Source organism: Arthrobacter sp. P1_C12_2, assembly GCF_056406415.1.
In genome coordinates, this window is record NZ_JBFUAF010000007.1 from 104579 (window position 1) to 124695 (window position 20117).

A 20117-nucleotide genomic window follows, 5' to 3' on the forward strand; every position below is an offset into this window, starting at 1 on the left:
CGGCACCGCGCGGACGGCCCCGCGATCAACCAAAAGGTTGATTCCGCCGGGGACGGGCCGATTTCCGCAGGAGCCCCGCCCCGCCGGCACTACGCTGGAAGCATGGAGGGCGACGCCGGCAACACGGTCCACGACGGCACAGGACACGAGGGCACACCGCACGCGGGCACGGAGTCCACCGGGGCGGCCGTCATTCTGCGCGTCCTTCGGGTGAGCCTGCACGTCGGCTTCGCTGTGCTGCTCCTGGTGGCGCTGGTCCGGCTCCTGGCCGGCGGAATCACGGGCGAGGACTGGATCACCCTGCTGCTGGCCCTGCTGCTCGCCGCCTTATACCTCGTCGGCACCGTCCTGGAGAAAAGGCATGCCGCCCGCCGGACCCGGTTCGATCCGCGGCCCTACTCGGCCTGGTGGCTGGGCGGCGTCAGCGTCCTGTGGCTGCTGCTGATCTGGACCAGTGCCGACTTCGTCTGGCTGGTCTTCCCGCTGTTCTTCCTGCAGTTACACGTGCTCCGGCGCCGGCTGGCCCTGCCGGCGATCGCGCTCAGCACCCTCTTTGTCATTGGGGCGCTCTGGTTCCATAACGGCGGTGCCGCATCGCCGGAGCTGCCCATGATGCTCGGGCCCGCGTTCGGCGCAGCCTTCGCTGTGGTCACGGGGCTGGCCTACCGGGCGCTGTTCCTGGAGGCGGAAAACCAGCGGCTGGCGGCCGAGGAGCTCCGCCGCACCCGTGCCGAACTCGCCCGAACCCAGCACAATGCCGGCACCCTGGCCGAGCGCACCCGGCTGGCCCGCGAAATCCATGACACCCTCGCCCAGGGCCTGTCCAGCATTGTGCTCATGGGGCGCGCGGCCGAGAAGGCCCTGGACGACGGCGAACCCGCCGTGGCACGGGAACGGCTCCGCATCGTCCGGGACACGGCCGCCGCCAACCTGGCAGAGGCCCGCAACTTCGTCCGGGCGCTCCAGTCCCCCGATCTCGAGGACGGCTCCCTCGTGGCCGGACTCCTCCGGCTGTGTGAAATGACCGAAGCGGAGACCGCCGCGCGGGGTACTTTGCTGCGCTGCCGCCTCGACGTCGAAGGTGTGCCCGTGGAACTCCCCGCCACACACCAGACCGCCCTGCTTCGGGCCGCACAGGCGAGCTTGGCCAACGTCCGGGTTCACGCACAGGCGGGCACCGCCGTCGTCACCCTTTCCTTCCTGGGCCCGGACGTGACCATGGATATTTACGACGACGGCACCGGATTCGACCCCGCTGCCTTGCCGGCCCGTCCGGATGGTTCCGGCTATGGGCTGACGTCGCTGCGGGACCGCGTGGCCGCCCTCCACGGCCAGCTGGACATCGAGTCTGCCCCGGGTGAGGGAACCGTGGTGGCCATCCGGCTGCCACTGGGGCAAATGTCTGATTCCGCGCCCGGTTCCGCGCCCGGTTCGAAAGCCGCGCCGGCGCAAGCCGGCGGGGACCGGAAATGAACAACATCCGGGTGTTCCTGGTGGACGACCACCCGGTGGTCCGGGCCGGGCTGCGGGCGATGCTGGGTGATCTGCAGGGCATCACCGTGGTGGCCGAGGCCGCCGACGGCGGCGCCGCCCTGGCCGGACTGGCCAAGCTCCACACCCTGGGCGAGCCCGCGGACGTGGTGCTCATGGACCTGCAGATGGGCGCGGGCATGGACGGCGTCACCGCCACCGGCCGGATCAAGGCAGGAGAGGCCGGCGAGCCGGCGCCGCCGGTGCTCATCCTCACCACCTATGACTCCGACGCCGACATCCTCGCCGCCGTCGAGGCAGGCGCCAGCGGCTACATGCTCAAGGATGCGCCGCCGGAGCAGATCCGCCAGGCGGTGCTCTCCGCCGCGGCCGGTGGAACGGCGCTGGCGCCCGAAGTCGCGGCCAGGCTGATGGGCCGGATCAGGAATCCGGAGCCTGCCCTGTCCGCCCGCGAGATCCAGTTGCTCGGGTTGCTGGCCACCGGGATGGGAAACCGGGCGATCGCGAAGCAGCTGTTCATTTCCGAGGCCACGGTCAAAACCCACCTGGTGCACATCTACGGCAAGCTCGGCGTGGACAACCGCACTGCCGCGATTGCCGTGGCAGCGCAGCGCAGGATCATCCGCCGGCCCTAGGCGTACCGGCGCCGGAGCCCGTGCCGGGCGGCATGTGCCGGTGCTATGTGACTGTGCTATGTGACAACGGAGTTGTCCGTGGTCCGGGGCATAATGGCGCCATGGGGAAATCATCAAAACTTGCACTGGCCCTTGTGGGTCTTGTTCTTGGCGGCTCGCTGGTAGCCTGCAGCGACGGCCGCGCCGGCGCGCCCGGTGCCGCGGAGCAGCTCGCCTCCGCGGTGTCCGCGCTCGACGTCGGATCCGTAGCCTTTGAGGGCAAGGACTCCGGCGCCGCCAACGACCAGCTCAAGGAAATATTCCAGGGACTGGACCCGGACAAACCGGCCGTTCAGGCCGGCGAGCTGACGTTCGAGTCGGACACGGCCACGTTTCCCCTGAACTACACCTGGAAAGTCGGCGCGGAGGAGTGGAAGTACACCGTTTCCGCGCAGCTGAAGAAGTCCGGCGACAAGTGGCTCACGGTGTGGAAACCGGCCATGCTGGTTCCCGACCTCGCTGACGGGGAGATCATCACCCGCGCCACCCAGACACCGCCGCGGGCCTCCATCACCGGCGCCGGCGGGGCCCCGCTGGTCACGTACCGGCCAGTGGTCAAGGTTGGCATCGACAAGCCCGCACTCGGCGGCGCGGACCCCGCCGACTCCGCCACCAAGCTTGCCCAACTGGTCGGCGTGGACCCGGCAGCCTACGCCCAGCAAGTCGCGGCGGCCGGTCCGGACGCCTTCGTCCCGGCCATCACGTTCCGCGAGGACGGTTCCCGGACCATCACCGACGAGCAGATCTCCGCCATCCCCGGCGGCCGCGGCGTCCCGGACAGCCTGCCGCTGGCACCCACCCGCACGTTTGCGCGGGCCCTGCTCGGTACAGTCTCCGAGGCGAACGCGGAGCAAATCGAGAAGTCCGGCGGCGCGCTCAGGCCCGGCGACACCACGGGAACCGGGGGCCTGCAGCAGCAGTATGACGCGCAGCTGCGCGGAACCGACGGCATCGTGATCCGGGCACAGAAAGCCGGACTCACCGCCGCGGAAATCCAGGCGGCCTCCCCCGATCCGCGGCGGGTGCTGTTCCAGACCGGCATGAAACCCGGAATGCCGCTGAAGACTACCCTGGACCCGAAGCTGCAGCAGCTCGCCGAAGACGTCCTCGGCAAGGTCGGCCCGGCGTCGGCCATTGTGGCGCTCCGGCCCTCCAGCGGCGCCGTCTTGGCGGCCGCCTCCGGGCCGGGCAGCAACGGCTACGACACCGCGATGCTGGGGCAGTACGCCCCCGGATCGATCTTCAAGATGGTTGATTCCCTGGCAATGTTCCGCAACGGAAAGACGCCCGACTCCAAGGTGGACTGCCCGGCCACGCTCACGGTGGACGGCCGCACCTTCAAGAACGCAGAAGGATACCCCGAGTCCTCCCTGGGCTCCGTGACGCTGCGGGATGCCTTCGCGCACTCCTGCAACACGGCGTTCATCAACGCCCGGGACACCGTCAGCCAGGCACAGCTCGAATCCGCAGCGACTTCGCTGGGTGTGGCAGTCGAAGCGCCCGCGCTCGGCGCCGCCGCGTTCCTCGGCTCCGTCCCGGGCGACGCCGCAGGCACCGAACACGCCGCCTCCATGATCGGCCAGGGCAAAGTGCTCCTGTCCCCGCTGGCCGCCGCCATCATGGCCGGCTCGGTCGCCAAGGGAGCCCCGGTGGCCGCCCAGCTGGTGCTGAATCCGAACGAGGGCGTCAGTTCCCCCGGTGCCGAGGGCGCCGCCACTGCAGGCACCGGTACAGCCGGCACGTCGCCGGCAGCCCCGGCCTCCGGTGACGCGACGGCGACGGCCGCCGCACCGGCCACGGCCGCCGAAAAGCCCGTAACTGCAGCGGAAGCCGCGGCGCTGGCTGACATGATGCGGGCCGTCGTGACCAGCGGGCATGCCGGGTTCCTGGCCTCCGTCCCGGGCGAGCCCGTCGGCGCGAAGACCGGAACGGCTGAGTTCGGAAACGACACCCCGCCCAAGACCCACGCCTGGATCGTGGCCGTGCACGGTGACCTGGCCGTCGCCGTTTTCGTCGAGGACGGCGGACTGGGGGCCACCACCTCCGGACCGCTGCTCAAGGAGTTCCTCACCCAAGCCGGCTGAGCGGACGCTTTCCCGGCCGTGGGAAGATTGAACACGTGGCTCATATAGACGTATCCGGCATCGACTACTTCCTCTCCGACGGCACCCAGCTGCTCAACGGGGTGACGTTCAAGGTCCCGGACGGCACCAAGACGGCGCTGATAGGGCCCAACGGAACCGGCAAGACCACGCTGTTCCGGATCATTTCCGGGGACCTCGTTGCGGATGAAGGCGTGATCGGCCGCTCCGGCAATATGGGGATCATGCGCCAGTTCGTGGGCCAGGTCCGGGATGACTCCACGGTCCGCGACCTCCTGGTCTCCGCCGCCCCGCCCGCGCTGGCCGCCGCCGCGCGCACCGTTGACGAGGCCGAGCTCGCCATGCTGGAGCACGACGACGAGCCCACCCAGATGGCCTATGCCCAGGCCATCGTGGACTGGGGAGACGCCGGCGGCTACGACGTCGAAACCGTCTGGGACGAGGTCTGCATGGCCGCCATCGGCCTGCCGTTCGACCGGGCGCAGCACCGCCCGGCGTCGAGCCTCTCCGGCGGCGAGCAGAAGCGGCTGGTCCTCGAGGCCCTCTTCGCCGGCCCCGACCAACTGCTGCTCCTGGACGAGCCGGACAACTACCTCGATGTCCCGGGCAAGCGCTGGCTCGAGGCCAAGCTGAACGAGTCGAAGAAGACCGTGTTCTTCATCAGCCACGACCGTGAACTGCTCAACAACGCCGCAGGCCGAATCGTCACGCTGGAACCGGGCATCAACGGCGCCGGCGCCTGGATCCACGGCGGCGGCTTCGGCTCCTACGTCGATGCCCGGGCCGACCGGAACGCGCGCTTCGAGGAGCTGCGCAAGCGCTGGGACGAGGAGCACGTCAAGCTCAAGGAACTCGTCAACATGTACAAGAACAAGGCCGCGTTCCGTTCCGACATGGCCAACCGCTATCACGCGGCACAGACCCGGCTCGCGAAGTTCCTCGAGGCCGGCCCGCCCGAGGCTCTGCCGATCGAGCAGAACGTGAAGATGAGGCTCAAGGGCGGGCGCACCGCCAAGCGCGCCGTCGTGGCGGAGAAACTGGAACTGACCGGCCTGATGAAGCCGTTCTCCACCGAGATCTGGTTCGGCGACCGGGTGGGCGTCCTTGGTTCCAACGGATCGGGCAAGAGCCACTTCCTGCGCCTGCTCGCCACCGGCGGCACGGATCCCGAGCGGGAGCACCTGCCGGTGTCCGACGTCGAGATCGCGGAGGTGCCGCACGAGGGCACCGTGAAACTCGGCGCCCGGATCCGGCCCGGTTTCTTCGCCCAGACCCACGTGCGGCCCGACCTGCTGGGTAAGACCCTGCTCGAAATCCTGCACCGGGGCGATGAGCACCGCTCCGGGATGGGCCGCGAAGCCGCCGCCGGGGCGCTGGACGGCTACGGGCTGGCGGGGCAGTCCGAGCAGAAGTACGAATCCCTCTCCGGCGGCCAGCAGGCGCGGTTCCAGATCCTGCTGCTGCAGCTCTCCGGGGCCACGCTGCTGCTGCTCGACGAGCCCACGGACAACCTGGACCTGCACTCGGCCGAGGCCCTGGAACGGGCGATCGACCACTTCGAGGGCACCGTCCTGGCGGTCACCCACGACCGCTGGTTCGCCCGCACCTTCGACCGCTTCCTGGTCTTCGGCTCCGACGGCAGGGTCTACGAGTCCGCCGAGCCGGTCTGGGACGAAAAGCGCGTCGAGCGCGCCCGCTAACCCAAGCAACGCAGGGTCACTTGGCGCCGGTCCCGAGGGGTTTGTGGGCGCTAAGCGACCCCGCGCTGCTCTGCAGCTGCGCAACAAATGATTAAATGATCACAAACCGCTAGCATTTGAGCATGAACACTGATGAGCGGCACCGCCTGATCGGCGGACTGCTGCGCGACCGGGAGCACGTGACGGTGGACGAGCTCATCGCCGCCTGCGGCGCCTCCGGTGCGACCGTCCGCCGCGACCTCGACATCCTGGCCCTGCACGGCGTGCTGCGAAGGGTCCACGGCGGAGCCAGGAGCCTGGTTTTCGGCGGCGAAAACCCGCAATACGGGCAACGCGAGCTGGAGGACCACACCGCCAAGGTGCGGATCGCCGCCGGGGTGGCGGCCATGCTCCCGGACCGCGGACACGTCTGGCTGGACAGCGGCACCACCGCCACGGAGATCGCCCGCCAGCTGCGCCAGCGCGAGATGACGATCATGCCCATGTCGCTGCGGGCCGTCACCGCGCTGTCCCCGGACGACGGGCCGGCCGGGCGCCGCCCCGAGCTCCTGCTGCCCGGCGGCAGCCTCGTCCCCGGTGAACTCTCCTTCCGCGGGCCCATGACGGAATCCAACATCCGCTCGCTGCGCTTCGACGCCGCCGTCGTCACGCCCTGCGCCCTGAATCTCAAGGACGGGCTGCTGGCCCACGACCTCGACGACGCCGCCGTCAAGCGCGCCGGCCTGGAATCCGCGGCCCGGGTGATCGTCGCCTGTGCCGGAGCCAAATGGAACGCCAGCGCCGTCGCCCTCGTCGCCTCCCTGGACGCCGTGGACACCATCGTGACCGACCGGCTGCTCAGCTCTGAAGAACTTGACCAACTCGCCCAACACTCGGTGGAAGCAGTGATCGTATGACCAGTACCGCAACCGTTCCGCAGCTGAAGGCTGCCACCGGGGCCACGTTCCTTGTCTTCGGGATCAACGGATTAGTCTTCGCCAGTTGGGCAGCCCGCATCCCCGCGGTGACGGAGATCCTGCACATCACCGCCGGCCAGATGGGAACCCTGCTGCTGTGCCTGGCGGTCGGTTCGCTGATCGCCCTGCCCACGGCCGGGTTCGTCGTTGGCCGGATCGGCACCGCCAACACCGTCCGCAGCGCCGGACTGGTGGCCGCGGCGGCCGGCGTCGGCGTGGCGCTGTCCCTGATGGCGGCCTCCGTCCCTGGGACGGCGATTGCCCTGTTCGTCTTCGGAATCGGCGTCGGGTTGTGGGATGTTTCGCAGAACATTGAAGGTGCCGACGTCGAACACCGGCTCGGGCGCACCATCATGCCGCAGTTCCACGCGGCCTTCAGCGGCGGCGCGTTCGTCGGCGCCCTGATCGGCGCCGGACTGTCCACCTTGGGGGTCGGGCTCCCGGAGCACCTGCTGGTCATAGCCGCCGTCGTCGCCGTACTGACCACGGTGGCCCCCCGGTATTTCCTGCCCCATCTGCCTGCCGAGGCGCCTGCTCCGGGGGACGCGGAGCACGGCAAGGGCGGTTCGGCCTGGCGGGACGGCCGCACGCTGCTGATCGGCGTCGTCGTTCTCGGCGCCACCCTGACTGAAGGCGCCGGCAACGACTGGATTGCCAAGGCCTCCGTTGACGGCCTGGGCGCTGAACAATCCACGGGGGCGCTGCTGTTCGCCGCCTTCGTACTGGCCATGACGGCCATGCGCTTCTTTGGTGGCCGCGCGATCGACGTCTACGGCCGCGTGGCCGTGCTGCGCGCCAGCATGGCGGCGGCAACGGCGGGCCTCTGCCTCTTCGTGTTCGCCGGCACCATCTGGCTGGCCGCGGCCGGTGCCGTGCTGTGGGGCGTGGGGGCCGCCCTCGCGTTCCCGATAGGGATGTCCGCCGCGGCGGACGACCCCAGGAAGGCGGCCGCCCGGGTGTCCGTCGTGTCCACGCTGGGCTACATTGCGTTCCTCGCCGGGCCGCCCCTGTTGGGCTACCTGGGCGATGTGACCGGTATCAGGACCGCCCTGCTGGCGATCGGGATTCCGATTGTGGTGGCCCTGCTGCTCGCCGGTGCCGCGAAGCCCCTGCCCGCGAGATAAGCGCCCCGCTGCGTCCTCGTACGTCCTCTCCCGCTCCGGCCTCCGCCCGGCCGCATCCGGCAGTATGGTGGTCCAATGCGAACCATGCTGAGGAAGGCCCCCGGCCACCTGTCGAAATTCGACCGCAAACTAGTGCGCGCCGTCTCCAATTTGCCGGAGGGAGGCCATGACGAGTTCTTCCGCCGCCTGTCCGCCGCCGCCAACAAAGGCAAGCTGTGGTTCGGCGTGGCCGGAGCCATGGCCCTGGTGCCCGGAAAGACGCGCCGGGCAGCGGTGCACGGGCTTATCGCCCAAGGGGCGGCCTCGGCGGTCACAAACGTCGTGTTCAAGACCCTCCTGCCCCGGACCCGCCCGCTGCCCGAACATCTTCCGGTCTTCCGCTTCGTGAACCCGCAGCCGACGAGTTCGTCGATGCCGTCGGGCCACTCGGCCTCCGCGGTGGCCTTTGCGCTGGGAGTCGGCATGGTCCGGCCGGCACTCGGTGCGGCGCTGGCCCCCGTCGCGGCCGGGGTTGCCTACTCCCGGGTCCACACGGGGGCCCACTGGCCCTCTGATGTGCTGTTCGGTTCCGCGATCGGCGCCGGCGCGGCCATGGTGACGCGGAAGTGGTGGCCTGTCCGGCCGCCGTTCCCGGAAACCCGCCGCGCTGCCCTCGGGGCCGCGGAACTCCCGGACGGCCAGGGACTCGGCATCGCGGTCAACACCCTCGGCGGGTCCTATGCCGACGAGACTGCCGATGCCCTGCAAAAAGTATTCCCCAAGGCGTATATAAAGGAAATCGGGCCCGACGAGTCCGTCGACGCGGGCATCGCCCAGGTCGCGGACCGGCCGGGCATTACGGCCCTGGGCGTCTGGGGCGGCGACGGAACCGTGGGCGCCGCGGCAGCCGCCGCCGTCGAACGTTCCCTCCCGCTGCTGGTGCTGCCCGGCGGAACGCTCAACCACTTCGCCCGCGACGCCGGGACGCCCACCCTGGCGGCGGCCGTGCAGGCGGCCTCGCACGGCGAGGCCGCCGTGGCCGACGTCGGCCACGTGAGCGTCGAACGCGGGCTCCCCGACGGCCCGGAACACCTCGAACTGATCATGCTCAACACGGCCAGCATCGGCCTCTACCCGAACCTGGTCCGCCGGCGCGAACAGCTCCAGCCGGCACTGGGGAAACCCCTGGCCGGAGTGGTGGCCATGTTCCGGACCTTCGCGGCCGGCACCCCCACCACCCTGATCGTCAACGGGGTGCGGCACCGGCTGTGGATCCTGTACATCGGCCGCGGCCGCTACTACCCCCGCGACCACGCGCCGCTGGTGCGCCCGGTCCTCGCGGACGGGGTCCTGGACCTGCGGATGATCACTGCGGATGAGCCGTTCGCCCGGCTGCGGCTGCTCTGGGCCGTGCTCACGGGCACCGTGGCCACGTCCGGAATCACCCATCTCAGCGAAACGGACCGGATCACGGTGGAACCCGGAAACGGGCCCATGGTCCTCGCCGTCGACGGGGAGGTCATGCCCGGCGTGCGGAGCGTGGAGTTCACGGTCCGCCGCGACGCCCTCACGTACTATTCGCCGCTCCGCTGAGCCTGTCATCCTCCCGGACTACCCTGATTCGCCCCTGAATCATCCCTGAGACCGGCGAAATACGCCGCCGGCCTCGGTAGCGTGGTGTGCAGACGGGCCCGTGACTGCGGCGCCCCGGACCATCTCCCGCTACGCAAAGGAACGCTTCCATGATCGAAGCACGAGGCCTGACCAAGGTTTACGGCGACAAGACCGCCGTCGCCGGCGTCAACTTCACCGTCGAAGCCGGCCGGGTCACCGGCTTCCTGGGTCCAAACGGGGCCGGAAAATCCACCACCATGCGCATGATCATGGGGCTGGACCGGCCGACGTCGGGCTCAGTGACCGTCAACGGGTCCCCGCTGACCAGGCACGCCGCCCCGCTGCGCGACGTCGGCGCGCTGCTCGACGCCAAGGCCGTCCACACGAGCCGCTCCGCCTACAACCACCTGCTGGCCATGGCGGCGACGCACAGCATCCCGAAGAAACGGGTCCACGAAGTCATTGAGATGACCGGACTGGCCGAGGTCGCCAGGAAGAAGGTCGGCGGCTTCTCACTGGGCATGGGCCAGCGGCTGGGCATCGCCGCAGCCCTCCTGGGCGACCCGCAGACGGTCATCCTGGACGAGCCGGTCAACGGCCTTGACCCGGAGGGCGTCGTGTGGGTCCGCAATCTGGTGAAGTATCTGGCCTCCGAGGGCCGCACGGTCTTCCTCTCCAGCCACCTCATGAGCGAGATGGCCGTCACGGCGGACCACCTGATCGTGATCGGCCGCGGGAGGATCATCGCTGACGCCCCGATCCAGGAGATCATCACCGGCAAGGGCCAGGGCCGCACGCGGGTCCGCACCGACCAGCCGGACCGGCTCATGCAGCTGCTGGCCGGAACCGGTGTCTCGGTGGAGGTCCAGGAGCGCGAACTCCTCGAAGTCACAGGCCTGGACCCGCGGCAGATCGCCGCTGCGGCGCTGGAGAACCACGTCATGATCTACGAACTCACCCCGCAGCAGGCCAGCCTCGAGGAGGCCTATATGGAGCTGACCAAGGATGAGGTCGAATACCACTCGCTGATCACCACGGGCGCCGTTCCCGTCGAAGCCGGAGGCAACTAAGCCATGAGCTCCACAACCGTTGAATCCACCTCCTCGCGCCGCGGCGCCGACGCCCGCGCGCAGCGGACCGGAAACGGCAGCAGTTCCGGCCCCGGTCCCAGCTTCCTGCGGGTCCTGAACTCCGAATTCATCAAGTTCCGCACCCTGCTCTCCACGCTGATCCTGCTCGGCTCCACAGTGGTGGTCATGGTGGGGTTCGGGGCGCTTTCGGCCTGGGGGACGGGGCAGTTCTCCGAGGCCGCGGCCCAGGACCCTGAGGTCGCTGCCAGGCTCGCGGCGCAGGGCGGCGACATCGCCGTCAGCGTACCCACCTCCGGCATCGCGTTTGCCCAGCTGATCCTGGGCTCCCTCGGCGTGCTGCTGATGAGCTCCGAGTTCACCACGGGCATGGCCCGGTCCACGTTCGCGGCCGTGCCCAAACGCATTCCCGCGTTCGCGGCCAAGCTCGTGGTGGTCGTGGTGACCTCCTTCGTCATCACCGCCGCCTCCACCCTGGCCGCCGGGTTCGTGTCCGTGCCGATCCTGGATAACTACGGACTCGGCCTCGACCTGGGCAGCGCCCAGTCGGTCAAGCTGCTCATGGTCAACAGCATCTACGTGGCAGCGGTCGCGGCAATCGGCATGTCCCTGGGCACACTGATCCGCAATTCGGCGGGCGGCATCATGAGCCTGGTCGGCCTGTTCTTCGTGGCGCCCATCGCCTTCCAGCTCATTCCGGGCGACTTCTTCGTGGAGGCCCGCAAGTACCTGCCCGGCAACACCGTGGAGCCGCTGACCGCCGTGGAGCACATCCCGGACACCCTCGAAGCCTGGCAGGCCGGCCTGGTGCTGGGCGCCTGGGTTGTGATCCCGGTGCTCCTGGCCGCCGTCCTGCTCAAGAGGCGCGACGTCTAGGCCGGCGCCACAGGCCCAGGAGTCTAGGCTCAGAGCATGATCGATGCATTACCTGTGAGGGACGCGTCGGCCGGTCCGGCCGACGCGTCCCTCGCCGAACTCACGGCCCGCCGCCGCGGCCGTCTCCGGCGCTACCTGCTGGCCAATCCTCGGGTCATGGATGTCCTGGTGGTGCTCTGCTACCTGGTCCTGGTCACGCCGACGGCCGTCGAGTCGATCATCCACGGCGACTGGCCGGTGGCCGTGTTGCTCGCCGCGGCCGCGCCCGTCCTGCTCTTCCGGCGGACCCATCCTGTGCGGGTGGCGGCGGTGGTGGGGGCCCTGGAGCTGGCGGTCACCTTCCTGCATCCCTGGGGGTCGAACGTCTCCGCCGGGCTCTGGTTTTCGCTGTACGCCGTCGCCGTCGTCCGCACGCGGCGGTTCGCCTTTGCCGCCCTGGCCCTGACGACGGCCCCGCTTCTGCTCCTGTACTTCCTGCTGGCCGTCGGTCCGCTGGACGGCCGGCTCCCGGACATGGCGGTCCGCACGCCGGAGAATTTCCAGCTGCTCACGGGCATCGCGGCGGGCATCGGCATCACGCTCTCGAACGTGATCGCCACGGGGATCGGGATTTCCGTGCGGCAGCGGCGCGAGCACGAGCAGGAGATTGCTGCCTGGGCGGCCCGGGCCCAGCAGCTGGGCTCGGTCACGGAACGGAACCGGATCGCGCGCGAAATGCACGACGTCGTGGCGCACTCGCTGACGGTCATGATCAGCCTGTCGGACGGCGCCGCCGTCGTGGTCAAGAAGGATCCGGCGCGCGCCGCCGGCGTCCTGGCCGAACTCTCCCGGACCGGACGCACCGCGCTGGCGGACATGCGGCGCGTCCTTGGTGTGCTGCGCGAGGATGCCGCCACGGGACATGCCCCGCGCGAGCCGCTGGTGGACGGAGGCAGCCTGGCCAAACTGCTCGAGGGCTTCCGCGCCGCGGGACTGCCGCTGCATTACACGCACACCGGCCCGTCCGTGCCCTCCGATGCGGCGTTCCAGCTGACCGTTTACCGGATTGTGCAGGAGTCGCTGACCAACGTGCTGCGCTACGGCCGCGCGCTCAGCCGGGTGGACGTCAGCATTGTCCGGAACGGTTCCCGCGTCACCATTGAAGTGCTCGACGACGGCAGGGGCACCGTTGACTCCGGCAGTCCCGGCACCGGCGCGCAGGCGAAGCCCGACTCACTGGACTCCTTCGGCACCGGGCATGGAATCGCCGGGATGCGGGAGCGGGCCAGGATCTACGCAGGCACCGTGTACGCCGGGCGCACCGGTGAGCGCGGCTGGCGGGTGCACGCGGAACTGAACTGCAACGGCGAGAATGCCACGGAACCAAGGGGGAACAATGCTCGACAAAGGACCGGTACGCGTCCTGCTGGTGGATGACCAGCCGCTGCTTCGGATGGGCTTCCGGCTCATCCTGGAGGGTGAAGACGATTTGTGCATCGTGGGCGAGGCGTCCAATGGCGCCGAAGCGGTCCGCCACGTCCGGGAGCTCGCACCCGACGTCGTCCTGATGGATGTGCGGATGCCGGTGCTGGACGGGATCGAGGCCACCCGGGCCATCGCCGCCTCGGGTTCGGACGCCAAGATCATCATCCTGACCACTTTTGACCTCGATGAATACGCCTTTGCCGGGCTGCGGGCCGGGGCCTCGGCCTTTCTGCTCAAGGACGTGGCGCCGGCGGAACTGATCAGCGCGGTGCGGGTGGTGGCCAGCGGCGACGCCGTTGTGGCACCGCGGGTTACGCAGCGGCTGCTGGAGACCTATGTCCGCGGCGCCGGCGGCATGGATCCTGCGGGGACAGACGGCGGCCAGGCCGCTGTTGCGGAGGGCGCGGCTGCGGACGGTGGCGGCCAGCCGGCCGGCAGCCCCGCACGCCCCGCGCGGGATCCGTTGCTGGAGGACCTGACACCGCGCGAAAACGAGATGCTCGGGGCGATGGCCGAGGGGCTCTCCAATGCCGAAATCGCGCACCGATACTTCCTGTCCGAGGCCACGGTCAAGACGCATGTGCGCCGGATCCTGACCAAGCTCCACCTCCGCGACCGCGTCCAGGCCGTGGTGTACGCGTACGAGACCGGGCTCGTGGTGCCGAGCAACGCGGACTACTGACGGACGCCGCCGGCGGCCATGCGAGCCGGCTACCGGCGGGTAGTGCCTGAAGCAGTGGTTTCAGGCACATTGCCTAATTGCCCAGGAGACAACTTTAGTTGCCATTGGGGCCTCCTTGTTGGGGGATGGCCCGGTTTCGCCCGCCGTCATATGTGGGACTGCACAAGACGGACCGTGTGCCGCGCGGTCTAGTGTGAAACGACATTGTGGTCCGCCGCACAGCATGGATTCGATTCCGTGCCGGCAAAGAGCGGGCCTGAACCCCCCACGAAGGACGGCGCTTCCATGCCCGCTGACCAGCAGCTCTCAAAATCCCTGAAACCCAGGCATCTGTCCATGATCGCCATCGCCGGCGTGATCGGCGCCGGACTGTTTGTCGGTTCGGGTGCGGCGATCCAGCAGGCCGGCCCTGGCATCCTGGTTGCCTACGCCGCGGCGGGACTCGTCGTCATCCTCGTCATGCGGATGCTGGGCGAGATGGCTGCGGCCAACCCGGAAACCGGCTCATTCTCCACCTACGCCGACAAGGCCCTGGGCCGCTGGGCAGGGTTCAGCATCGGCTGGCTCTACGCATGGTTCTGGATCATTGTCCTCGGCATCGAGGCCACGGCCGGGGCAGCGATCATGCACCGCTGGGTCCCCGGCATTGACCAGTGGGTGTGGGCGCTTGTCCTGATGGTTCTGCTGACGCTGACCAACCTCGGGTCCGTGAAGTCGTACGGCGAGTTCGAGTTCTGGTTCGCGTCCATCAAGGTGGCGGCAATCGTGCTCTTCCTGCTCTTCGGTGCTGCCGCGATCCTGGGCCTCATCCCCGGCGTTCCGGCGCCCGGCCTGGACAACCTGATCGGCAACGGCGGCTTCATGCCCAACGGCCCCGGCGCCGTCCTGGCCGGCATCCTCGTGGTCGTGTTCTCCTTCTTCGGCGCCGAAATTGCCACCATCGCCGCCGGCGAATCCGAGAACCCGGTCGATGCCGTCAAGAAGGCCGTGAAGTCCACCGTCTGGCGCATCCTCGTCTTCTACATCGGCTCCATCGCCATTGTGGTCACCCTGCTGCCCTGGAACTCCGCCTCCGTCGCCAAGAGCCCCTACGTTGCGGTCATCGAGCTGTTCGGCATCCCCGGCGCCGGAACCATCATGGACATCGTGGTGCTGACCTCGGTGCTCTCCTGCCTGAACTCCGGCCTCTACACCGCCAGCCGCATGCTGTTCTCGCTGTCCCGCCGCGGCGACGCCCCCAAGTCATGGATGCGGATCTCCAAGCGCGGCGTGCCTGCCGCCGCGGTACTGGCCTCCACGGTGGTCGGCTTCGTCACCGTCGGCCTGAACTACATCGCCCCGGACACGGTCTTCCTGTTCCTGGTCAACACCTCCGGCGCCATCGCCCTGTTCGTGTGGCTCGTCATTGCCGGCTCCCAGCTGATCCTGCGCCGCCGCATGGGCGCCGCCGCCAAGGACCTCCAGCTGAAAATGTGGCTCTTCCCGTACCTGACCTGGGTGTCGATCGTCAGCATCGTGGCCCTGCTGATCGGCATGGTGATCCTGGAATCCACCCGGGAATCGCTGCTGCTCTCGCTGGCTCTCGCCGCCGTCGTGGTGGGGATCGGGGTCTTCCGCTACCGCAGGAACGGCTCCAAGGCCACCGTTCCCGCAACAGATGCCGCCAAGGCTCCTGCCGGGGACGCCACGGTGGTTGACTCCGAGGCTGCTGCCGAGGACGCCACAGTGGGCGCCGGGCCGGTGTCGTAGCCGCCAGAACGCCCCCCGCGGCGGTCCCGCACCACCGGACATGCCCTCCCCCTGCTCCCACCAGTGGACATAGCACCGTTATGTCCACTGCTCGGCGCGAGAGGAGGGCATGCCCATGCCTGCCGCAGGACATGTCCATTGCCTGGGCCTATGCGCGGGCATGTCCGAGTGCCTGCCGGGGGACATGTCCATTCCCCGGGCGGAGGGGAGGGCATGTCCGGCCGGAGCACAGCCGCATCACAGGAAGGGACTAGCCAGCCCATAGCGCTGCCGGGTTCGATGGGGTCATGACAAAAATGCCCCAGCCCCCGCACGAACCGCACCCCCATCATGACCGCGGCCTGGAATTCGATCTCTCCACCCTCCTGAGCCGCCGCTCGCTGGGCATGTTCCTCGGCGCGGGAACTGCCGCGGCCCTCGCGGCCTGCAGCCCGGGCGGAAACAGCGGAAGTACGACGTCGGCCCCGGCCGCCGCGGCCCCGGCGACTTCGGCAACGGCAGCCCCGGCAACGGCTGCCTCGGCAACGGCATCGGCCATTCCGACACTGACCCGTGCGATCGCCGAGTGTGGCGTCGAAATTCCGCAGGAAACCGCAGGCCCCTACCCCGGTGACGGTTCCAACGGGCCCAACGTCCTCGAGGCTTCCGGCGTGGTCCGCCAGGACATCACGTCCAGCTTCGGGACCTCCACCAGCACGGCGCAGGGCGTGCCGCTGACCGTCACGCTGACCCTGCTCGACAACGCCAACGGCTGCACGCCGCTGGCCGGTGCTGCGGTCTACGCCTGGCACTGTGACCGCGAGGGCAGATACTCCATGTACGATTCCGGGCTACAAAGCGAGAACTACCTCCGCGGCGTCCAGGAGGCCGACGCCAACGGGCAGGTCACGTTCACGACCATCTACCCGGGCGCCTACAACGGCCGCTGGCCGCACATCCACTTCGAAGTGTTCGAGTCCATGAACAATGCGACGGCGGCCGGCCAGGTCCTGGCGGTGTCCCAGATCGCGCTGACCGAGGCGGCGTGCAAAGAGGTCTACGCGTCGGCCGGCTACGAGTTCAGTGCGCAGAATTTTCCCCGCACCACGCTCAAATCCGACAACGTCTTCGGCAACGACGGCGGAATCTACCAGCTGGCCACCATGACCGGCTCGGTAGCCGCGGGTTACGCCGCCGGGCTCAACGTCACCGTCTAGGCGAGGACCCGCCGGGCCCAACCCAGGGCCCGTGCGTGCCGGGCTAGACTCGGAGCCATGCCAACACCGAGCACTGCCGCAGAGCACATCCAGGACCTCGGCGCGTACGTCAGCGCCTCACCGTCGAGCTTCCACGCCGTCCACGAAGCTGCGCGCCGGCTGGACGCGGCGGGCTTCACGGGCCTGGACGAACTGCAGGCCTGGCCGGAGCCAGCGGCCGCCACTGCCGGCAAGTTCTACGTGATCCGCGACGGCGCCCTCATCGCCTGGGTGGTGCCGGCAGGTGCCGCGCCGACCACGGGCTTCAACATCCTCGGCGCGCACACGGACTCGCCGTCCTTCAAACTCAAGCCGAAGCCCACCACGGGCAAGTTCGGCTGGCTGCAGGCCGGCGTCGAGGTCTACGGCGGGCCCCTCCTGAACTCCTGGCTGGACCGCGAACTCCAGCTCGCCGGCCGGCTCGTCATGCGCGACGGCACCCAGCACCTCACGGCCACAGGCCCGCTGCTGCGCTTCCCGCAGCTCGCCATCCACCTGGACCGGGCCGTCAATGAAGGCCTGGCCCTGGACAAGCAGCAGCACATGAATCCCGTCTTTGGCCTGGGCGATCCTGCCGGCGAGGACCTGCTCGGACTCCTCGCGGACCGAGTTCCCGATGCCGCGGTGGATCCGGCGCAGATCGGCGGCTACGACGTCGTCATCGCGGACACCCAAGCCCCGGCGGTGTTCGGCGCCAGGGGCGAATTCTTCGCCTCCGGCCGGCTCGACAACCTCTCCGCGACCCATGCCGGGCTCACGGCGCTGGTCGCGCACGCCGCCACGCCGCTGCCGGACGGCGCGCCGATCGCCGTGATGGCCGCCTTCGACCACGAGGAAATCGGCTCGGCGTCCCGGTCCGGGGCGTGCGGGCCCATCCTCGAAGATGTCCTCGTGCGGATCTCCGACGGGCTCGGAGCCTCGGCAAGCCAGCGGCGGCAGGCCTTCGCGGCGTCGTTCTGCGTCTCCGCGGACGCGGGCCACGCCGTGCACCCGAACTATCCCGAGCGGCACGATCCCGCCAACCGGCCGGTCCTCAACGGCGGCCCGCTGCTGAAGATCAACGCCAACCAGCGCTACGCGACCGACGCCACCGGGGCCGCCCTTTGGGCGCGGCTGTGCACCGACGCCGGTATTCCGTACCAGGAATTCGTCTCCAACAACGTCATGCCCTGCGGCTCGACGATCGGCCCGCTGACCGCCACCCGGCTGGGAATCCGGACGGTCGACGTCGGGGTGGCCCTGCTGTCGATGCACTCGGCGCGCGAGCTCTGCGGCGTCGAGGACCCGCACCGGCTGGCCACGGTGACCCGGACCTTTTTCCGGACGGCGGCGTAGGGTCCCCGGGCGCCATAGCCGGCCCTAAACGGCCTAGACGGTCAGCCCGACCACGAGGTTGAGCGTGGCAGCCAGGATGACGGTCCCGAAAACATACGACAACAGGCTGTGCTTGAGCGCCTCGGCCCGCACGCCGTGGTTTTCCAGGGCGGTATCCGAGACCTGGTAGGTCATTCCCAGGCTCGTGGCGAGGTAGGCGAAATCCGTGTACTGCGGGGGGCCGGCCTGGTTGAAGTTGATCCCGCCAACCGCCGCCCCCGCATGGGCGTCGGTGCTGTAGTACAGCTCGGCATAACGGACCGTGAACAGGGTCTGGACCAGCAGCCAGGACAGCGCCACCGAGGACAGCACCAACAGCCCGCCGCCGAAGCGCGCCCAGGTGTCGGCGCTGTGCGAATCGATGATGACGGCGGCCACCGCGACGAGGCTCGCCGTATTGGTGGCCAGGATCAGCAGGTCGGTGACGCTGCGGGACGGGTCCTCCGCCGTGGCGTGAGCCATGGTTTCGGTGGGGTCCAGCCGGCCGATCACCAGCCAGACCCAGACCACGTAGCATGCCGCGGCGCAGGACCAACCGACCGCCGGCGCCTCCACCCAGAACCCTGCCAGCCCGGTGACCGTCGCGGCGAGCACGCCGACCAGCATCATGACCGCAAAGCGCAGCCGGCTGCGGCGGACCGGTGGGGGCACGGCGGTGGAATCGGTGTCGGTGTCCATTTTCAGATCATGGCACAGACCATGTCCCGGCAGCGCACCCCGCTGCGGTCCGGGCGGCGGTTTTCCACATGAGCGTCCTGCCCGGTTCCGCCGCGGGGCGGCCGGGGCTAGCGTGGCCTCATCAGGAATCGCCGAAACCAGCCCCGATGCACTAAGATATTGAAGTCTGTGCTGCGCCCTGCCTCCGTTCCGGCGGTGGGGCATTGCATGACACCGCAAATGAACCTCCTGTTACGGAAATGCCGTAACCGCTTAGCCCAAAGGAGGTGGGTTCACATATGCGTCCTTACGAATTGATGGTAATCATCGACCCCGAGGTCGAAGAGCGTGCCGTTGAGCCGTCGCTTCAGAAGTTCCTGAACGTCATCACCAACGATGGTGGAACCATCGAAAAGGTTGACATCTGGGGCCGTCGTCGCCTGGCTTACGAAATCCAGAAGAAGTCCGAAGGTATCTACGCCGTGGTGAATTTCACCTCTGAGCCGGCTACCGCCAAGGAACTTGACCGCCAGCTGAGTCTCAACGAGACCATCATGCGCACCAAGATCACCCGCCCCGAAGAGCAGAAAGTTGTTGCTGAGTAATTCAGCGGCCAACCTTCAATCTTCATCCCCGCAGGAACGCACAAGGAGGCAGTAGATGGCAGGCGAAACCACTATCACGGTTATCGGTAACCTCACCAATGACCCCGAACTCAGGTTCACACCGTCCGGTTCGGCCGTAGCGAATTTCACCATCGCTTCTACTCCCCGTACCTTCGACCGGCAGTCCAATGAGTGGAAGGACGGGGAAACCCTGTTCCTCCGCGCGTCGGTCTGGCGCGAAGCAGCCGAAAACGTCGCCGAATCCCTGACCAAGGGCATGCGCGTGATCGTCTCCGGCCGCCTGAAGAGCCGTTCCTACGAAACAAAAGAAGGCGAGAAGCGCACCGTTATCGAGCTCGAGGTCGATGAAATCGGCCCGAGCCTGCGCTATGCCAACGCCAAGGTCAACCGCACCCAGCGCTCCGGCGGTCAGGGTGGACAGGGTGGCTTCGGCGGCGGCAACAGCGGCGGTGGCTTCGGTGGCGGCCAGGGTGCAAACCAGGGCGGCAACACCGGTGGAACATGGGGCGGCAACCAGCCCGCCGCGCAGGAAGACCCGTGGGCCACGCCCGGGGTCAGCAATGCGGGCGGCGGCTGGGGCAACGGCCCGGATTCCGAACCTCCCTTCTAAACAACATCTAAGGTCCGGCAACGAAAACCGCCTGGACGCCGCAAGGCGGCCGGGTGCAGACCGCGCCGGATCACCACCATCCCGTGGATCAATATCCACGGGCTCCATCGAATAGG

The 20117-nt window shown here is 68.8% G+C and carries 17 protein-coding genes; 16 read left to right on the forward strand and 1 reads right to left on the reverse strand.

The genetic code is table 11. The features are described from left to right. Positions 1 to 102 precede the first annotated feature (102 nt). The 14 genes from AC1DZQ_RS09650 (at position 103) to AC1DZQ_RS09715 (ending at position 18069) form a co-directional block, all read left to right on the forward strand. Positions 103 to 1473 (forward strand): sensor histidine kinase, encoded by a 1371-nt coding sequence (locus AC1DZQ_RS09650; protein WP_476963312.1) that lies wholly within the window; start codon positions 103 to 105, stop codon positions 1471 to 1473. Then, on the forward strand, positions 1470 to 2126 hold the full coding sequence (locus AC1DZQ_RS09655; RefSeq protein WP_476963313.1) for a response regulator: 657 nt from the start codon (positions 1470 to 1472) through the stop codon (positions 2124 to 2126). Before AC1DZQ_RS09650 ends, AC1DZQ_RS09655 begins: the two co-directional genes overlap by 4 nt. 101 nt (positions 2127 to 2227) lie before the next feature. After that, the gene (locus tag AC1DZQ_RS09660) at positions 2228 to 4249 is read left to right on the forward strand and encodes a penicillin-binding transpeptidase domain-containing protein (protein WP_476963314.1); all 2022 of its coding nucleotides are present in this window, start codon (positions 2228 to 2230) and stop codon (positions 4247 to 4249) included. 35 nt (positions 4250 to 4284) lie between these two features. Continuing rightward, positions 4285 to 5967 (forward strand): ABC-F family ATP-binding cassette domain-containing protein, encoded by a 1683-nt coding sequence (locus AC1DZQ_RS09665; RefSeq protein ID WP_476963315.1) that lies wholly within the window; start codon positions 4285 to 4287, stop codon positions 5965 to 5967. Between the two features lie 122 nt (positions 5968 to 6089). Continuing rightward, positions 6090 to 6863 (forward strand): DeoR/GlpR family DNA-binding transcription regulator, encoded by a 774-nt coding sequence (locus AC1DZQ_RS09670; protein WP_476963316.1) that lies wholly within the window; start codon positions 6090 to 6092, stop codon positions 6861 to 6863. Further along, positions 6860 to 8047, forward strand: coding sequence for an MFS transporter (locus AC1DZQ_RS09675; RefSeq protein WP_476963317.1), 1188 nt, complete (start codon positions 6860 to 6862; stop codon positions 8045 to 8047). Before AC1DZQ_RS09670 ends, AC1DZQ_RS09675 begins: the two co-directional genes overlap by 4 nt. Before the next feature lie 75 nt (positions 8048 to 8122). Further along, positions 8123 to 9619 carry a phosphatase PAP2 family protein gene (locus AC1DZQ_RS09680; protein ID WP_476963318.1) on the forward strand — a complete coding sequence of 499 codons (1497 nt, stop codon included), beginning with the start codon at positions 8123 to 8125 and terminating at the stop codon, positions 9617 to 9619. A gap of 149 nt (positions 9620 to 9768) precedes the next feature. Continuing rightward, positions 9769 to 10710, forward strand: a complete 942-nt coding sequence (locus tag AC1DZQ_RS09685) for an ABC transporter ATP-binding protein (protein ID WP_476963319.1) — start codon at positions 9769 to 9771, stop codon at positions 10708 to 10710. A gap of 3 nt (positions 10711 to 10713) precedes the next feature. After that, entirely contained in the window at positions 10714 to 11604 is an 891-nt protein-coding gene (locus tag AC1DZQ_RS09690) for an ABC transporter permease (protein WP_476963320.1), read from the forward strand. A 36-nt stretch (positions 11605 to 11640) separates the two neighbouring features. Further along, complete coding sequence (locus tag AC1DZQ_RS09695) at positions 11641 to 13020, forward strand: sensor histidine kinase (RefSeq protein WP_476963321.1); 1380 nt, start codon at positions 11641 to 11643, stop codon at positions 13018 to 13020. Further along, a complete protein-coding gene (locus AC1DZQ_RS09700; RefSeq protein ID WP_476963322.1) occupies positions 12980 to 13750 on the forward strand; it encodes a response regulator in 771 nt (256 codons plus the stop codon). Before AC1DZQ_RS09695 ends, AC1DZQ_RS09700 begins: the two co-directional genes overlap by 41 nt. A 285-nt stretch (positions 13751 to 14035) precedes the next feature. Further along, positions 14036 to 15499 (forward strand): amino acid permease, encoded by a 1464-nt coding sequence (locus AC1DZQ_RS09705; RefSeq protein ID WP_476963323.1) that lies wholly within the window; start codon positions 14036 to 14038, stop codon positions 15497 to 15499. Between the two features lie 296 nt (positions 15500 to 15795). Further along, positions 15796 to 16695: an intradiol ring-cleavage dioxygenase gene (locus AC1DZQ_RS09710; RefSeq protein ID WP_476963426.1), complete on the forward strand. Its 900-nt coding sequence runs from the start codon at positions 15796 to 15798 to the stop codon at positions 16693 to 16695. 57 nt (positions 16696 to 16752) lie between these two features. Beyond that, entirely contained in the window at positions 16753 to 18069 is a 1317-nt protein-coding gene (locus AC1DZQ_RS09715) for a M18 family aminopeptidase (RefSeq protein WP_476963324.1), read from the forward strand. Between the two features lie 33 nt (positions 18070 to 18102). Here the strand turns inward: AC1DZQ_RS09715 and AC1DZQ_RS09720 are convergent, their stop codons facing one another. Next, on the reverse strand, positions 18103 to 18786 hold the full coding sequence (locus AC1DZQ_RS09720) for a DUF1345 domain-containing protein (RefSeq protein WP_476963325.1): 684 nt from the start codon (positions 18784 to 18786) through the stop codon (positions 18103 to 18105). Between the two features lie 278 nt (positions 18787 to 19064). Between AC1DZQ_RS09720 and rpsF the strand changes: the two genes are divergently transcribed. Together rpsF and AC1DZQ_RS09730 are read left to right on the forward strand one after the other, a co-directional pair. Continuing rightward, complete coding sequence (rpsF, locus tag AC1DZQ_RS09725; protein ID WP_090582123.1) at positions 19065 to 19370, forward strand: 30S ribosomal protein S6; 306 nt, start codon at positions 19065 to 19067, stop codon at positions 19368 to 19370. A gap of 55 nt (positions 19371 to 19425) precedes the next feature. Continuing rightward, positions 19426 to 20001, forward strand: coding sequence for a single-stranded DNA-binding protein (locus tag AC1DZQ_RS09730; RefSeq protein ID WP_018775330.1), 576 nt, complete (start codon positions 19426 to 19428; stop codon positions 19999 to 20001). Positions 20002 to 20117: the final 116 nt, after the last annotated feature.

Excerpts from the sequence above, each read along its gene's own strand:
- AC1DZQ_RS09730 (WP_018775330.1), top strand. The coding sequence starts at position 19,426 with ATGGCAGGCGAAACCACTATCACGGTTATCGGTAACCTCACCAATGAC.
- AC1DZQ_RS09700 (WP_476963322.1), top strand. The coding sequence starts at position 12,980 with ATGCTCGACAAAGGACCGGTACGCGTCCTGCTGGTGGATGACCAGCCG.
- AC1DZQ_RS09675 (WP_476963317.1), top strand. The coding sequence starts at position 6,860 with ATGACCAGTACCGCAACCGTTCCGCAGCTGAAGGCTGCCACCGGGGCC.
- AC1DZQ_RS09660 (WP_476963314.1), top strand. The coding sequence starts at position 2,228 with ATGGGGAAATCATCAAAACTTGCACTGGCCCTTGTGGGTCTTGTTCTT.
- AC1DZQ_RS09690 (WP_476963320.1), top strand. The coding sequence starts at position 10,714 with ATGAGCTCCACAACCGTTGAATCCACCTCCTCGCGCCGCGGCGCCGAC.
- AC1DZQ_RS09710 (WP_476963426.1), top strand. The coding sequence starts at position 15,796 with ATGCCCCAGCCCCCGCACGAACCGCACCCCCATCATGACCGCGGCCTG.
- AC1DZQ_RS09705 (WP_476963323.1), top strand. The coding sequence starts at position 14,036 with ATGCCCGCTGACCAGCAGCTCTCAAAATCCCTGAAACCCAGGCATCTG.
- AC1DZQ_RS09680 (WP_476963318.1), top strand. The coding sequence starts at position 8,123 with ATGCGAACCATGCTGAGGAAGGCCCCCGGCCACCTGTCGAAATTCGAC.
- AC1DZQ_RS09685 (WP_476963319.1), top strand. The coding sequence starts at position 9,769 with ATGATCGAAGCACGAGGCCTGACCAAGGTTTACGGCGACAAGACCGCC.
- AC1DZQ_RS09655 (WP_476963313.1), top strand. The coding sequence starts at position 1,470 with ATGAACAACATCCGGGTGTTCCTGGTGGACGACCACCCGGTGGTCCGG.
- AC1DZQ_RS09720 (WP_476963325.1), bottom strand. The coding sequence starts at position 18,786 with ATGGACACCGACACCGATTCCACCGCCGTGCCCCCACCGGTCCGCCGC.
- AC1DZQ_RS09695 (WP_476963321.1), top strand. The coding sequence starts at position 11,641 with ATGATCGATGCATTACCTGTGAGGGACGCGTCGGCCGGTCCGGCCGAC.
- AC1DZQ_RS09650 (WP_476963312.1), top strand. The coding sequence starts at position 103 with ATGGAGGGCGACGCCGGCAACACGGTCCACGACGGCACAGGACACGAG.
- AC1DZQ_RS09715 (WP_476963324.1), top strand. The coding sequence starts at position 16,753 with ATGCCAACACCGAGCACTGCCGCAGAGCACATCCAGGACCTCGGCGCG.
- rpsF (WP_090582123.1), top strand. The coding sequence starts at position 19,065 with ATGCGTCCTTACGAATTGATGGTAATCATCGACCCCGAGGTCGAAGAG.
- AC1DZQ_RS09670 (WP_476963316.1), top strand. The coding sequence starts at position 6,090 with ATGAACACTGATGAGCGGCACCGCCTGATCGGCGGACTGCTGCGCGAC.